Genomic DNA, 13,995 nt, shown 5'->3' on the forward strand with positions numbered 1-13,995 from the left:
GTCCCGTTTCGCCGCAAAATTTGCTTTAAACTGGCGGTATGCGAGGAATCAATTTTTGAACGACGTTATCGTTATAGGCGGAGGGATTGCCGGACTGGCCACAGCACTCGAATTGTTACGGCAGGGAGCGCATGTAACCATACTGGAGCGCAATCGCTGCGGGGAAGAGTCATCTTGGGCGGGGGGAGGCATACTTTCGCCGCTATTGCCATGGGATTACTCCGATCCGGTAACGCAATTGACGCAATGGAGCAACTGCTTGTATCCCGGGTTTATCCAGGCGTTGCACACGGAAACAGGCATCGATCCGGAGTTTCATGCGAGCGGCATGCTGGTGCTGCCCGGATTCTCTAACCACCCGGAAGAAGTCGCGCGACAGGATGCTCGCCATCGCATAGCCGAAACCTGGTGCGCTCGACATGATCTTGCCACGAGAATGGTTCACTCTCACGAAATTGCGCCGGCACTGGCGCTCGACGAACCGGCGCTTTGGCTACCCGAAGTCTGCCAGGTGCGCAATCCGCGCCTGCTACAGGCGCTGGTACTCGCTGTGGAGATGAATGGGGGCACCATCATCGAACATGCTGAAATCACCAGCTGGAAGATAGCACAAGAGCGCATCCAGTCGGTCGCCACCAGCCGTGGCGAGGAGTATGCAGCGGCCAGTTATATCGTTACCGCCGGAGCATGGAGCCGTCAGCTTCTGCACGAATATGCATTAAAGCTTGATATCTGGCCGGTGCGGGGGCAGATCCTGCTGTTCAAGGCACAGCCCGGTTTGCTCGCCACGATTGTATTACAGGAACCCGATAATTTTTATCTGATACCACGCCGAGACGGTTATATTCTGGCCGGCAGCACGGTGGAGGAAGTCGCCTTCGATAAACACACAACCGTTCCTGTGCGGAAGGAACTGCTGGAAAAGGCGCATAGGCTGGTGCCTGCATTGACCGAAGAAATGCTAGCCGGTCACTGGGCGGGTCTGCGTCCCGGTTCGCCAGGGAATATACCGGTTATCGACAGTCATCCCTTCGTTACAAACCTGTATCTGAACAGTGGGCACTACCGTTACGGTGTTACCATGGCACCAGGCAGCGCGCGACTTGTATCCAACATGATTCTGAACAAGCCCCAGCCGCTGGACGTTACACCCTATCGATGGCCGGCATGAACATTAGAGAATAATTCCTTCCGGGGCATATGTTGCCTTGAGTATGGTTTCCTCGCGCTTTATCCACGGCATGCGGGATGGTAACATTGCACTCACTCCAACAAAGAGACATAAGGCATACGCATCATGGCTGGTCACAGCAAGTGGGCTAATATCAAACACAAGAAAGCTGCGCAGGACGCCAAGCGTGGCAAGATTTTCACCCGGCTTATCAAGGAAATTACCGTCGCCGCGCGGCTCGGCGGAGGGGACCCCGCCAGTAATCCCCGGTTGCGCTTGGCGGTCGATAAAGCATACGAGCAAAACATGCCTAAAGATAACGTGGAGCGTGCAATCAAGCGCGGCAGCGGTGATCTGGAGGGCGTGAATTATGAAGAGATACGTTATGAAGGTTACGGAATCGCCGGGGCGGCCGTATTGGTCGATTGCATGACCGACAACCGTGTGCGCACGGTCGCGGATGTGCGTCATGCTTTCACCAAGTATGGCGGCAATCTTGGCACCGACGGCTCGGTTGCGTTCATGTTCAAGCACTGCGGGCAACTGCTTTTTGCACCCGGCACCAACGAGGATAAGCTGATGGAAGCGGCGCTGGAAGCGGGCGCGGAAGATGTGGTCAGCAATGACGATGGCAGCATCGAAGTCATTACCGCACCGTATGAGTTCGTTGGCGTCAGGGCGGCGCTGGAGAAAGCCGGGTTCAAGGCGGAACTCGCCGAAGTGACCATGAAACCCGCCAACGAATCCACGCTGGCGGGCGACGAGGCGGTGAAAATGCAAAAACTGCTGGACGCGCTGGAAAGTATCGACGATGTGCAGGAGGTCTATACGACGGCGGTGATTGATGAATAGATTTATATCCGGCAGGTGAAAAAGGAGTCCAGCGTATTCGTATTCTTGGCATAGACCCCGGCTTGCGTATTACTGGGTTCGGGGTCATCGATAAGACGGGCAACAAGCTAGCCTATGTCGGCAGCGGATGTATCAAGACATTGGACGGCGAACTGCCGTCGCGCCTGAAGTCCATAATGGACCATCTGAATGAAGTCATCGCGCAGCACCGTCCCGATCAGGTCGCGGTGGAGCAGGTGTTTGTCAATGTCAATCCAAAATCCACGTTGATGCTCGGACAGGCGCGCGGAGCCGCGATCTGCACGGCGGTATTGAATAATCTCGTTGTTGCCGAATATACCGCGCTACAGATCAAGCAGGCGGTGGTAGGCAAAGGTCATGCGAAGAAAGAACAGGTGCAGGACATGGTGATGCGGTTGTTACAGCTTGCCGGCAGCCCCAGCGCAGATGCAGCGGATGCGCTTGCCTGCGCTATCTGCCATGCCCACGGCGGATTGGGGTTGGGCGGAATTTCGACAGCAGGCTACCGCATGAAACGCGGGCGGCTCGTTTGATCCTGAATCCGGCGGCCGATCGCTCATTTTCCAGTTTAGCGCCATGATGTACAGAGATACTTTATGCTACTTGAATTTCACTTTCATGATGAATTCCCTGTTCAGCCGCTGGGTTTAGGATGATCGGCAGAATAACGGGACTGTTGCTGGAAAAGTTTCCACCATTGGTGCTGGTCGACGTTCAGGGTGTGGGGTATGAAATCGACGTACCGATGAGCACGTTCTATAATTTGCCCGCCATCGGTGTGCAAATCACGCTGCACACTCATCTCGTAGTTCGCGAAGACGTGCATTTACTTTTTGGTTTCGCCACCGAAGCAGAGCGGCAAGCCTTTCGTCAACTCGTAAAGATTTCCGGTGTCGGCGCGAGAACCGCGCTGGCCTTGCTGTCTGGCTTGAGCGTAGCCGATCTGCATCAAGCGGTGGCAGCTCAGGATAGCGGACGGCTGATCAAAATCCCCGGTATTGGTAAAAAGACCGCCGAACGTTTACTGCTGGAATTGCGCGACAAGCTCGATGCCGGCATGACTGGCGCAACTGCGGCGGGAGGAGGAGTCTCGGCGTCAAGAGATGGCAGTGACGTGCTCAATGCCCTATTATCTCTGGGATATAATGAGCGTGAAGCCAATTGGGCGACCAGGCAATTACCTGCGGGCATTGCCGTCTCCGACGGCATACGGCAGGCGTTGAAGTTCTTATCTAAAGATAAGTAGTGTGCTGCTGAAGATCGAAGGTTGAGGTAGTCACGCAGGATGGATAAGCGTAGCGTGGGAAGCCCTCTTATTAAGAAGAATTTATTTATCCCCGATGTGCAAATCGGGCGAAACCTGCTACTTGAATGATTGAAACCGATCGATTAATCGCCTCTGCACCCGTTTCTCTTCAGGAAGAAGAGCTGGAGCGTGCGCTGCGTCCCAAGCACCTGAATGAATACGTCGGTCAGGAAAAAATTCGCGGGCAGTTGCAGATATTCATCGAAGCGGCAAGGCGACGCCGGGAAGCGCTCGATCACGTGCTGCTGTTCGGCCCGCCTGGTTTGGGCAAAACCACGCTTGCCCATATCATTGCGAGAGAGATGGGCGTGAGCCTGCGTCAGACTTCCGGTCCGGTATTGGAGCGTCCCGGTGATCTGGCGGCGCTGTTGACCAATCTTGAACCCAACGATGTGCTGTTTATCGACGAAATTCACCGTCTTTCACCGGTGGTGGAGGAAATTCTTTACCCCGCGCTGGAGGATTATCAGCTTGACATCATGATTGGCGAAGGTCCCGCGGCGCGATCGGTCAAGCTCGATTTGCCACCGTTTACCCTAGTGGGCGCCACCACGCGCGCGGGCATGCTGACCAACCCGTTGCGTGATCGCTTTGGCATTATTTCGCGGCTGGAGTTTTATTCAGTGGAAGAGCTGACCAAAATTGTCACGCGCTCGGCGGGGTTGTTGAATGTTGAAATTTCTCCCGATGGAGCGGTGGAAATCGCGCGCCGCTCGCGCGGCACGCCACGCATCGTCAACCGCCTGCTGCGGCGGGTGCGCGATTTCGCTGAAGTGAAAGCCGACGGTTACATTACCCGTCCGGTGGCGGATGCGGCATTGATCATGCTGGATGTGGATCTCATCGGCCTCGACGTGATGGACAGAAAGCTGCTGCTGGCCGTCATGGAAAAATTCGGCGGGGGTCCGGTGGGCGTGGATAATCTCGCCGCCGCTATCAGCGAAGAGCGTGGCACCATCGAAGACGTGCTGGAACCCTACCTGATCCAGCAGGGCTATATGAAGCGCACCCCGCGTGGCCGCATGGCCACGGTCATCGCCTATCGGCATTTCGGCATGGCGCTACCGAAGAACGGGTTGAGCGGCGAGTTATGGGAAGATAGTCAATAGCAGTCCTGGTCATCAGTAGAACGTGGGAATCGGTAAGAAAATATTTTAGAGATTCACTCTATTTATCCATTCCAGCATTCTTATTTGCGAATTCAGATTCGCAAATCTTTTGAAAATATATGAGAACAACGGCAGAAGATGACGACTTGATGGTAAATTCAGACAAGACTATTTTCACCCTGCCGGTCCGGGTTTATTATCAGGACACCGATGCGGGCGGAGTGGTTTATCATTCAACTTATCTTGATTTCATGGAGCGCGCCCGCTACGAATGGTTGCGGGAACTGGGATTTGATATTCATTCATTGATTCAGACTCACAAGGTAATTTTCATGATACGTTCACTCAATATTGAATACTTCAAACCAGCTTTGCTGGATGATTTGTTACAAGTGGCCGTGCAGCCTACCGAACTAGGCAGATGCCGCATAACACTCTCCCAGCATATGCTGCGTGGCGAAGTCACTGTGGCCAGCGCCACTGTCCATGCGGTATGTGTGGGCGCCGACAGCCTCAAACCAGTAAGCGTGCCCGCGCCGCTGCGTCATAAACTTGGAAAACTCTCATGAGCGCATCGGTAACGCAGGATATGTCCCTTTTCCACCTCATCGGCAGCGCCAGCCTGCCGGTGCAACTGGTGATGGCGTTATTGCTGGTGACGTCATTTTTGTCGTGGTGGTTTATCTTTCGCAAACTATTTGTCATCCGTCAGGCGATAAAGCAGAGCGATGAATTCGAGAATGTTTTCTGGAAAGGCCCCGATCTCAATGCGCTCTTCCAAAGCGCCGCCAGCGCGCGTCATACGGCAGGGAGTATGGAACGGATTTTTGAGGCGGGGTTCCGTGAGTTCATCAAACACAAGCGCCAGCCGGGGATGGATATCAGTACCGTGATGGATGGTACACGCCGGGCCATGCGGGCCACCTATCAGCGAGAGATGGACAGTCTCGAATCGCATCTTTCCTTTCTGGCGACGGTGGGCTCGGTAAGTCCCTACGTCGGCTTGTTCGGCACCGTCTGGGGAATCATGAATTCTTTCCGGGGACTGTCCAACGTTACCCAGGCCACCATTGCTCATGTCGCACCGGGCATTGCGGAAGCATTGATAGCGACCGCGATGGGTTTGTTTGCGGCGATTCCCGCGGTCATCGCCTATAATCGTTATGCTAACAACATAGATCGGCTGGCGACCCGTTTCGAGAGTTTCATGGAAGAATTGTCCAATGTGTTACAGCGGCAAGCAACCGGATAAGGATTTCGAAGGACAGATATTGTGACTGAGCGCCGCGCCAAACGCCGTCTGATGAATGAAATAAACGTCGTGCCGTACATCGACGTAATGCTGGTATTGCTCGTGATATTCATGATTACGGCGCCGCTTATCAGTCCTGGTCAGATTGAATTGCCGCAAATTGGCAAGTCACTCACGCCCCCGGTTGCGCCGCTGGAAGTGATCATCAAAGCCGACGGTAGCCTGAGATTGCACGATCGCGCCACGTCAGGCGGTGAACAAAAAGTTAGCCGGACCGAGCTGGTCGATGCAATCAAACGGAAGCAGGCGCAAAACGCTGAGCAGGCGGTAGTGATCGCCGCCGACAAAAGTGTGCGTTACGAAGAAGTAACGAATGTGATGGATATTCTGCAACAGCAGCAGGTGAAGAAGGTGGGGCTGCTGGCCAGGCCGAAATCTTGACCGGCGGGATGGCATTGCGAGGCTCCCCGCATGTTGAGCCAGGGCGCATACCGGCAGGCGTGCTGGCGGTGCTGGTACATATCATTTTTTTCGCGTTCATGATTTTCGGTCTCAACTGGAAAACTTATCCGCCGGACGTCATGATGGTGGATTTATGGAGTAATCTGCCCCAACCGCAGCCGCAGCCACCGGTTACCCAAACAACGCCGCCACCCCCGGCACCCGCGCCTGTCCAGCCGCCGCCCGAAGTAAAGCCGCGGCCACCGGAACCACAGACGCCACCCCCGCCCCCCAAGCCGGATATCGCACTCAAGGAAAAGATTGAGAAACCTAAGCCCTTGGAAAAGAAGCAACCGGTAGAAAAAGATCAAAAAGAACTGAAAGAAAAAGAACTGAAAGCGCAAAAAGAAAAGGAACAAAAAGAAAAGGAGCAAAAAGAGAAAAAGGAGAAAGAGCAAGAACTGAAGGCGCAGAAAGAAAAGGAATTGAAGGACCAGCAAGCAAGGGTAGCCGCCGAGGTAGAGCAGCTTCAGCGAGAGCAGGAAGCGAATAACAAGCTTCAGGCACAGGCGGCGGCGCAGTCTCGCCTGGGAAATGAAATAGCGGAATACAAGGCCAAAATACTGGCTAAAATCAAAAGCCATATCATCATGCCGCCCGATTTACCAGGCAACCCGGTCGCGGAATTCGACGTTACACTGTTGCCCGGCGGTGACATTCTCGATGTCAAGTTGCGTAAAAGCAGCGGGTTTGCCGCTTTCGACAGCGCGGTGGAGCGCGCCATTTTTCTGGCCAAACCACTTCCCTTGCCACCCGATCCCGCATTATTTCCAAAATTCCGTAATTTAAGCCTCAAGGTACATTATCGTGAATGACTGAGGTATAATTCACCGCACCATCGCGAACTTCCTAAGAGTTATTTCTATGCAGATTCGCTCGCCTGAATTTTTCCCATATGTCCTTGTCTTGTTCCTGTGGCTGATTGGCACGCCCGCCCATGCCGCACTCGACATCGAAATTTTTGGCGGGGGTGCGACACAGATTCCTATCGCTATTGTTCCCTTCGCCGCGGAGGAAAAGCTCAATCAGGGTATTACACCGGTGGTGGCTGCAGATTTGCAGCGCAGTGGCTTGTTCAGAATGGTTGATCCGGCCGGCCTTGCGCCGCACGAGCCCGTCGAAGTCGTTTATTCAGAATGGATCAATCGCGGCGCCAATGCGCTGGTAATCGGCAGCACCACGGCCCTGCCCGGCGGCCAGGTAGCCGTGCGTGTCCGTCTGCTGGACGTCGCAAAACAGGTGCAATTGGCCAGCTATACTGAAACCGTTCCCGTAGGGCAGTTGCGTGCCGCCGCACATCGAATAGCGGATCTGATTTATGAAAAATTAACCGGTGATGTAGGGGTATTCAGCACCCGTATCGCCTATGTGGTGAAAGAAGGTAAAAAATATTCATTACAGGTAGCGGATGCCGATGGGTTTAATGCTCAACCGGTGATTGAGTATACCGAGCCGATTATTTCGCCCGCGTGGTCACCGGATGGCAAGCAACTGGCCTACGTATCCTTCGAGAACAAGAAGCCGGTAGTTTATGTGCAGACCCTTGCAACGCGGACACGCAAGGCGGTGGCCAATTTCAAGGGGAGCAACAGCGCACCGGCCTGGTCGCCGGACGGAAAGAGACTGGCGGTGGTACTATCTCTGGTGGGTGGCTCGCAGATTTTTTTGATTAACGCTGATGGCAGCGGCTTGCAAAGGTTCACCCAGAGTTCCGGAATCGATACTGAACCCAGCTTTTCGCCTGATGGCCAGTCGATCATTTTTACTTCCGATCGCGGTGGCAGTCCGCAAATCTATCGTATGCAAATAACGGGACGCCCATCGGGAATGGCGGAGCGCCTTACCTTCGAGGGCAGCTATAATGTCAGTCCCGATTACAGCCGGGATGGAAAAAGCTTTACCTTTATTCATCGTAACGGTGATAAATTCAATGTCGCGACACAGGATCTGGCAACCCGTCAGGTGCAATTGCTAACTGATTCGAGATTCGATGAGTCTCCCAGTTTTGCGCCCAACGGCAGGATCATTTTGTATGCGACCGAGGTAAAGGGCCGTGGTATATTATCTGCGGTATCAAGTGATGGCAGAACAAGGCAACAGCTTTCAACACAAGCTGGTGATGTAAGAGAGCCGGCGTGGGGCCCTTTGCCAGGGCTGCAATAATTCCGAATGCCATATCTAGTCAACTATAAAGGAATGCACATGAAAAACATATTTGGCGTGTTATTGATCAGTTTGCTGGTGGCATGCTCCAGCCAGAGTACGAAGCCCTCCGCTGAGGTGGAGGACAAGTCCATCGGCACCCAGTCGGGGGCGGTGGAAAGCGGCGGTCCTACAACCGGGGCCGTACCCAACCTGAACCCGCTTACCGATCCAAACAATATCCTCTCCAAACGCAGCGTCTACTTTGACTTCGATAGCTACGTCGTGAAGGATGAATATCGATCTCTGGTGCAGGCCCATGCCCAGTATCTGCGCGACAATGGAAATGCCAGAGTGCTGTTGCAAGGTAACGCCGATGAACGCGGCAGCCGGGAATACAACCTCGCACTGGGTCAGCGCCGCGCCGATGCGGTAAGGAACGCCATGACATTGTCGGGCGCCAAGGAATCCCAGATCGAATCCGTCAGTCTGGGTGAGGAGAAACCCCGGGCGACAGGCCATGATGAATCCTCGTGGGCCGAGAACCGCCGCACTGATATCCGCTATCAGGGCGAGTAACCGTGCGGTTGCGCGCTTTCTGGTTATCGTTACTGATCGGTTGTAATGCCAGTTACGCCGGACTATTCGACGACGAGGAAGCGCGTAAGCAGATCGCGGCACAGCAGGCATTGATTGGAGATCTGCGCAATCAAGGGCGGACGCTGGAAGCACGTATTGTCAAACTTGAAGAAACGCTCAACGATCAGCCGCTATTGGAACTCCACAACCAGATCGAGACGCTCAGGCTCGACATGAACAAGTTGCAGGGTCAGATTGAAGTTCTGGTCAATGAGAACGAGTTGACGCAGAAGCGGCAGAAGGATTTTTACATTGATCTGGATAGTCGATTGAGGCGCTTGGAGCAGCCGGATGAATCCGCCGCTTCAGAATCTCCCGCTCCGCCCGCCACCAAGTCTGAGGCCGCACCGGAACCTAGCATCGAGACGCCTGCCAGGGTTGTCGCGGTGATTCCACCCCCGGCAAGTGCCGCACCAACGGACACCCTGGAGAGCCGTGAATACGAAGCGGCCTATAGCCTCTTCAAGAATGCCAAATATCAAGATGCCATTTCCCAGTTCAAGCAATTTATCAAAAGCTACCCGGGGTCCAGCCTTGTGCCGAGCGCTCATTACTGGACCGGTAATGCTTATTACGCGAAGCGTGACTTCAAGAACGCTATCAGTACTCAGGAAAAACTGATCGCCACGTTCCCCGCTAGCTCCAAGGCTCCCGATGCGATGCTTAACATTGCCAGTAGCCAGCAGGAAATGAATCAGAAAGCTGCTGCCAAGAAGACCCTGGAAAATCTTATTGCCAAATATCCGGGGAGCGACGCGGCACAAAAGGCCAAGCAGCGGCTGGCCAGCAGAAAATAGCGCACCAGAATCCGCTTTCGTGGTGATGGCGCACCCTCTAGATGGTTCATACTCCTTTTCCGTCGCAACACACCATTACGCAACCTGCCGATGCGGTAAATTTACGCATCAGCGAAATATTTTTTTCTCTGCAGGGAGAGACTAGCCGTGCCGGGTTGCCCACAGTATTTGTGCGCCTTACCGGATGTCCCTTGCGTTGCGGTTATTGCGACACCGGATATGCGTTCTACGGGGGTAAGAGCCTATCAATTTCCGCCATTCTGGCGGAGGTTGCCAGCTATGCGCCTCATTATGTTACGGTCACCGGTGGCGAGCCCCTGGCGCAGAAAGAATGCCTGACCCTGCTCCGATTGTTGTGCGATGCCGGTTACTCGGTTTCACTTGAAACCAGCGGTGCACTGGATGTTTCCAAGGTGGATGCGCGTGTTTCCCGAATTCTGGACATCAAAACCCCTGGTTCCGGGGAAGCGGAGAAAAACCAATGGTCCAATCTCGACCATCTTACCCGCCACGATGAAGTCAAGTTTGTACTGTGTGATGAAGCGGATTATCAATGGGCGGTTGAAGTAATACGTGAGCGTAAACTGGATCTCATCTGCCCCCTCTTATTCTCGCCGGTTTACGACAAGCTTGCTCCCGCAACACTCGCGGAATGGGTGCTACGTGATCGTCTGCCGGTACGGGTACAGATCCAGCTGCACAAGCTGCTGTGGGGTGAGGGGCCGGGGCGATGATAAGCAGACGGGTATGCTTCGTAAGCCCGTGTTCTTAGCACTATCCTTATGATAAAGGCAGTGGTGCTTTTATCAGGCGGGCTGGATTCCGCCACCACGCTCGCCGTCGCCCGCAATAGCGGATATGAGTGTTATGCTTTAAGCGTGGACTATGGACAGCGCCACGGATCGGAACTGGCTGCTGCTGCGACAGTGGCGCGGTTCCTTGGCGCTTGTGAGCATAAAATCATAAAAGTCGATTTGAGCACGTTCGGCGGATCGGCGCTCACTGATAAATCCATTGCTGTACCAACCGAAGGAACGAAAACGGGTATCCCCGTTACTTACGTCCCAGCCCGAAATACCATCATGCTGTCGCTTGCCCTGGCTTGGGCCGAGGTACTCAAAAGCTGCGATATTTTTGTTGGCGTGAATGCGGTGGACTATTCCGGCTATCCGGATTGCCGCCCGGAATACGTCGCGGCATTTGAAGAAATGGCGAATCTGGCCACCAAAACCGCAATCGAAGGTGCCAGGCTGAGCATTCATGCGCCGCTCATCAATTTGTCGAAGGCGGAGATTATTCTGCAGGGAATTTCGCTGGGCGTGGATTACAGCCTGACGGTGTCGTGCTATCAAGCGAATGAAGCAGGGCTGGCTTGCGGCGTATGCGATTCGTGCCGATTACGCCAAGCGGGGTTTGAATCAGCGGATGTGCCGGATGTGACACGTTACAAACCCGAATCCGGCGGTTGACTGGCTATATTTTATTTTAGTATCATGATTCACAAAGATTTTTTCTTTATTTAATCTTTATTCCTTGATAAGTTTGCTACGATGGGAAACACGCCTCCGAAGGGAATAGGAAGTGCTGCAAAAATCTTTTCAGCTCATGGTGTTGAGCTGAAAATGAGGGGCCATGATTTGTTGCCCACCGTATCACTTGGCATTTAATTTGATTGATGACCGGAAATCTGAGAATTTCAGCGATAACTCGTACTGATCATTCCCTCCTGCATGATTCCCTGGCTCACTCCTGAATCTCATTTTCCCCCGTTGGACACTGCGCTTCTCAAGCCCAGCGGCCTGCTTGCCGCAGGTGGAGATCTCTCGCCACAGCGTCTGATCGAAGCCTACCGCCGCGGAATTTTTCCCTGGTTTAACGAGGGTGAACCGATTCTATGGTGGAGCCCCGATCCGCGCATGGTGCTGTTTCCAGGTGAGCTTAAAATCTCTCGATCGCTAAGAAAAACGCTGAAGAAGGATAACTATGAAATTCGTGTCGATAACGCTTTTAGCGAGGTTATGCAAGCGTGCGCCGCGCCGCGCGGGGAGCAACCCGGGACGTGGATCCACGCGGAAATGATCTCAGCCTACACTGCGTTGCATGAAATGGGGGTGGCCCATTCCGTCGAAGTTTGGATGCGCGGCGAGTTAATGGGTGGGCTATACGGCGTTTCTCAGGGAAAGGTATTTTTTGGAGAATCGATGTTCTCCCGCATCCCGGATACTTCCAAAATTGCATTCGTGCATCTGGTAAAACAACTGGAACGCTGGGGTTTCCACATGATCGACTGCCAAATGAAAACCACGCATCTCGCTTCCCTCGGCGGGCGTGAAATTTCCCGGGAGGAATTTGGTCAGAAATTAAAAGAATTGGTAAACTATACCGAGCGAGTTGAAAAATGGTGCTTCGATCATGAGCCAATTGAATGATCTGCCTTCATCGGTACTACAGTTTTATACTACCGCGTCTTATCCGTGTAGCTATCTACCGGAAAAATTAGCACGGTCACAGGTGGCGACACCCAGTCATCTGATCGATACCGGTGTCTATGGCGAACTGGTAAAGGCCGGCTTCCGCCGCAGCGGCGCATTTACCTATCGTCCTTACTGCGATAACTGCCGCGCTTGTGTACCCGTACGGATTGCCGTTGATGAATTGGTTCTCAGGCGCACTCATCGCCGCTCCTGGAAACGGCACCAGCACCTGGTTGCAACGCAGCACGATCTGTATTATCACCCGGACCACTACGCACTCTATCTGCGCTATCAGACGCAACGTCATTATGGTGGCGGCATGGATCGCGATAGTCGCGAACAATATCGCCATTTTCTGCTGCCAAGCAACGTCAATTCCAGGCTGGTTGAGTTCCACGAAAACGGGCAACTGCGCATGATCAGCATCATCGACAAACTGCCCGACGGGATATCGTCTGTCTATACCTTTTTCGATCCGGATGTGCCGGGGGCGAGCTTTGGCACTTACAATATCCTGTGGCAAGCGCAACAGTGTCTTGCGCTAAGACTTCCCTATCTCTATCTAGGATATTGGATCAAGGAAAGCCGAAAAATGGCATACAAAGCCGGTTTCAGGCCGTTACAAGGCTTGACTGATGGGCAATGGGAGCCGTTGAGTAACATACAAAGCAGAAGTTTCGTGTAGAAACTGCGCTATGCCATGCGCGATGATAATCAAATGTCTCGTGGTGTTCTATCGTTGCATTTTCCGTATGGTTGCCGCACGTTTCTCCAAAGGCGTCGCTTTGCTTGCATAGCCAATATCACGATATAGCTGCGCCAAGTTTTCAAGGCTCGTCGCAACATTGGGATGATCCGGGCCAAGCGTTTTTTCAGAAATCGCCAGCGCGCGCTTGAAAAGCGGCTCCGCATGCGCGAATTTCCCTTGGTCTCTATACAATCCTCCCAGGTTATTCAGACTGAGTGCCACGTTCGGATGATCCGGGCCGAACGCTTTTTTTGAAATGGCAAATGCGCGCTTATAAAGCGGTTCGGCTTGCGCATATTGTTCCTGGGCCTGGTATAGTTGAGCCAGATTGTTCAGGCTTATGGCAACATTGGGATGATCTGGGCCGAGCGCCTTTTCTAAAATCGCCAGCGCGCGTTTGAGAAGCGGCTCAGCCTGCGCATACTGTCCCTGAGCCTCGTATAGCTGGCCGAGGTTGTTCAGGCTGATGGCGACATTGGGATGATCCGGGCCGAGGGTTTTCTCATCAATCGCCAACGCACGCTTGTAGAGCGGCTCGGCCTGCGCATATTGCTCTTGATTTCTGTACAGCGTCGCAAGATTATTCAGGCTCGCCGCGACTTCGGGGCTCTCCGGGCCAGCCGATTTCTCAAAAATGGCCAGTGCACGCTTGAAAAGCGGTTCGGCCTGGGTATATTGACCCTGTGCACTATGCAATAAGGCAAGGCTATTCAAACTCGTGGCCACGTCGGGATGAAGGGGATCCCGGGTTTGTTCGGCTGTTTGCAGCGCCTTCTTCGCCACTGAGGTGGCCTGGATATAGTCTCCCTGCTGATAAAGGGATTCCACCTCCGAATTGAGCATTTCCCATTCCGCAGCGGCCTGAGCGTGTCCGCCAATCACCACGAGAATGAGAACAAAAGAAAAAATAGCCCGCTTCATAAGCGCATCCCCCTATACCATGCAGATAATAACGAATGATCCGTGAATTCAATTCATCAGAA

General features: G+C 53.6%; 17 protein-coding genes. 16 read left to right on the plus strand and 1 reads right to left on the minus strand.

What is annotated here, in order from left to right:
• Nucleotides 1–55 precede the first annotated feature (55 nt).
• The 16 genes from thiO to BLO43_RS13075 all read left to right on the plus strand — a co-directional run bounded on the left by thiO (nt 56) and on the right by BLO43_RS13075 (nt 12,949).
• A complete protein-coding gene (gene thiO, locus BLO43_RS13000) occupies nt 56–1,171 on the plus strand; it encodes a glycine oxidase ThiO (protein WP_090907469.1) in 1,116 nt (371 codons plus the stop codon).
• Nucleotides 1,172–1,297: 126 nt separating this feature from the next.
• A complete protein-coding gene (locus BLO43_RS13005; RefSeq protein WP_074630721.1) occupies nt 1,298–2,023 on the plus strand; it encodes a YebC/PmpR family DNA-binding transcriptional regulator in 726 nt (241 codons plus the stop codon).
• Between the two features lie 35 nt (nt 2,024–2,058).
• Nucleotides 2,059–2,577 carry a crossover junction endodeoxyribonuclease RuvC gene (gene ruvC, locus BLO43_RS13010; RefSeq protein WP_074630722.1) on the plus strand — a complete coding sequence of 173 codons (519 nt, stop codon included), beginning with the start codon at nt 2,059–2,061 and terminating at the stop codon, nt 2,575–2,577.
• 119 nt (nt 2,578–2,696) lie between these two features.
• Nucleotides 2,697–3,290: a Holliday junction branch migration protein RuvA gene (gene ruvA, locus BLO43_RS13015; RefSeq protein ID WP_090907421.1), complete on the plus strand. Its 594-nt coding sequence runs from the start codon at nt 2,697–2,699 to the stop codon at nt 3,288–3,290.
• A 125-nt stretch (nt 3,291–3,415) separates the two neighbouring features.
• Complete coding sequence (gene ruvB / locus BLO43_RS13020) at nt 3,416–4,459, plus strand: Holliday junction branch migration DNA helicase RuvB (RefSeq protein ID WP_074630724.1); 1,044 nt, start codon at nt 3,416–3,418, stop codon at nt 4,457–4,459.
• A gap of 149 nt (nt 4,460–4,608) precedes the next feature.
• Nucleotides 4,609–5,028 carry a tol-pal system-associated acyl-CoA thioesterase gene (gene ybgC / locus BLO43_RS13025; protein ID WP_090907470.1) on the plus strand — a complete coding sequence of 140 codons (420 nt, stop codon included), beginning with the start codon at nt 4,609–4,611 and terminating at the stop codon, nt 5,026–5,028.
• Nucleotides 5,025–5,711, plus strand: coding sequence for a protein TolQ (gene tolQ / locus BLO43_RS13030; RefSeq protein ID WP_074630725.1), 687 nt, complete (start codon nt 5,025–5,027; stop codon nt 5,709–5,711). The genes ybgC and tolQ overlap by 4 nt, the downstream gene beginning before the upstream one ends.
• A gap of 21 nt (nt 5,712–5,732) precedes the next feature.
• A complete protein-coding gene (gene tolR, locus BLO43_RS13035; protein ID WP_254773464.1) occupies nt 5,733–6,152 on the plus strand; it encodes a protein TolR in 420 nt (139 codons plus the stop codon).
• 8 nt (nt 6,153–6,160) lie between these two features.
• Nucleotides 6,161–7,027: a cell envelope integrity protein TolA gene (locus BLO43_RS13040; RefSeq protein ID WP_090907422.1), complete on the plus strand. Its 867-nt coding sequence runs from the start codon at nt 6,161–6,163 to the stop codon at nt 7,025–7,027.
• A 49-nt stretch (nt 7,028–7,076) separates the two neighbouring features.
• Nucleotides 7,077–8,375: a Tol-Pal system beta propeller repeat protein TolB gene (gene tolB / locus BLO43_RS13045; protein WP_074630726.1), complete on the plus strand. Its 1,299-nt coding sequence runs from the start codon at nt 7,077–7,079 to the stop codon at nt 8,373–8,375.
• A 39-nt stretch (nt 8,376–8,414) separates the two neighbouring features.
• Nucleotides 8,415–8,933: a peptidoglycan-associated lipoprotein Pal gene (gene pal, locus BLO43_RS13050; protein ID WP_175443959.1), complete on the plus strand. Its 519-nt coding sequence runs from the start codon at nt 8,415–8,417 to the stop codon at nt 8,931–8,933.
• 2 nt (nt 8,934–8,935) lie between these two features.
• On the plus strand, nt 8,936–9,790 hold the full coding sequence (gene ybgF, locus BLO43_RS13055; protein WP_090907423.1) for a tol-pal system protein YbgF: 855 nt from the start codon (nt 8,936–8,938) through the stop codon (nt 9,788–9,790).
• A gap of 41 nt (nt 9,791–9,831) precedes the next feature.
• Nucleotides 9,832–10,524 (plus strand): 7-carboxy-7-deazaguanine synthase QueE, encoded by a 693-nt coding sequence (queE, locus tag BLO43_RS13060; RefSeq protein ID WP_090907424.1) that lies wholly within the window; start codon nt 9,832–9,834, stop codon nt 10,522–10,524.
• 48 nt (nt 10,525–10,572) lie between these two features.
• On the plus strand, nt 10,573–11,259 hold the full coding sequence (queC, locus tag BLO43_RS13065) for a 7-cyano-7-deazaguanine synthase QueC (protein ID WP_090907425.1): 687 nt from the start codon (nt 10,573–10,575) through the stop codon (nt 11,257–11,259).
• A 261-nt stretch (nt 11,260–11,520) separates the two neighbouring features.
• The gene (gene aat / locus BLO43_RS13070) at nt 11,521–12,219 is read left to right on the plus strand and encodes a leucyl/phenylalanyl-tRNA--protein transferase (RefSeq protein ID WP_090907426.1); all 699 of its coding nucleotides are present in this window, start codon (nt 11,521–11,523) and stop codon (nt 12,217–12,219) included.
• Complete coding sequence (locus BLO43_RS13075; protein WP_090907427.1) at nt 12,203–12,949, plus strand: arginyltransferase; 747 nt, start codon at nt 12,203–12,205, stop codon at nt 12,947–12,949. The genes aat and BLO43_RS13075 overlap by 17 nt, the downstream gene beginning before the upstream one ends.
• Before the next feature lie 48 nt (nt 12,950–12,997).
• Here BLO43_RS13075 and BLO43_RS13080 read toward each other — a convergent pair whose 3' ends face one another.
• A complete protein-coding gene (locus BLO43_RS13080) occupies nt 12,998–13,933 on the minus strand; it encodes a tetratricopeptide repeat protein (RefSeq protein WP_090907428.1) in 936 nt (311 codons plus the stop codon).
• Nucleotides 13,934–13,995: the final 62 nt, after the last annotated feature.

It is taken from the genome of Nitrosospira sp. Nsp13 (assembly GCF_900101945.1).
Classification (GTDB): Bacteria; Pseudomonadota; Gammaproteobacteria; order Burkholderiales; family Nitrosomonadaceae; genus Nitrosospira; species Nitrosospira multiformis_D.

Bases quoted from the DNA above. Each gene is read 5' to 3' on its own strand.
- tolB (WP_074630726.1), top strand. From the start codon at position 7,077: ATGCAGATTCGCTCGCCTGAATTTTTCCCATATGTCCTTGTCTTGTTC.
- ruvA (WP_090907421.1), top strand. From the start codon at position 2,697: ATGATCGGCAGAATAACGGGACTGTTGCTGGAAAAGTTTCCACCATTG.
- ruvB (WP_074630724.1), top strand. From the start codon at position 3,416: ATGATTGAAACCGATCGATTAATCGCCTCTGCACCCGTTTCTCTTCAG.
- BLO43_RS13075 (WP_090907427.1), top strand. From the start codon at position 12,203: ATGAGCCAATTGAATGATCTGCCTTCATCGGTACTACAGTTTTATACT.
- queC (WP_090907425.1), top strand. From the start codon at position 10,573: ATGATAAAGGCAGTGGTGCTTTTATCAGGCGGGCTGGATTCCGCCACC.
- BLO43_RS13080 (WP_090907428.1), bottom strand. From the start codon at position 13,933: ATGAAGCGGGCTATTTTTTCTTTTGTTCTCATTCTCGTGGTGATTGGC.
- pal (WP_175443959.1), top strand. From the start codon at position 8,415: ATGAAAAACATATTTGGCGTGTTATTGATCAGTTTGCTGGTGGCATGC.
- BLO43_RS13040 (WP_090907422.1), top strand. From the start codon at position 6,161: ATGGCATTGCGAGGCTCCCCGCATGTTGAGCCAGGGCGCATACCGGCA.
- aat (WP_090907426.1), top strand. From the start codon at position 11,521: ATGATTCCCTGGCTCACTCCTGAATCTCATTTTCCCCCGTTGGACACT.
- BLO43_RS13005 (WP_074630721.1), top strand. From the start codon at position 1,298: ATGGCTGGTCACAGCAAGTGGGCTAATATCAAACACAAGAAAGCTGCG.
- ybgC (WP_090907470.1), top strand. From the start codon at position 4,609: ATGGTAAATTCAGACAAGACTATTTTCACCCTGCCGGTCCGGGTTTAT.
- tolQ (WP_074630725.1), top strand. From the start codon at position 5,025: ATGAGCGCATCGGTAACGCAGGATATGTCCCTTTTCCACCTCATCGGC.
- queE (WP_090907424.1), top strand. From the start codon at position 9,832: ATGGTTCATACTCCTTTTCCGTCGCAACACACCATTACGCAACCTGCC.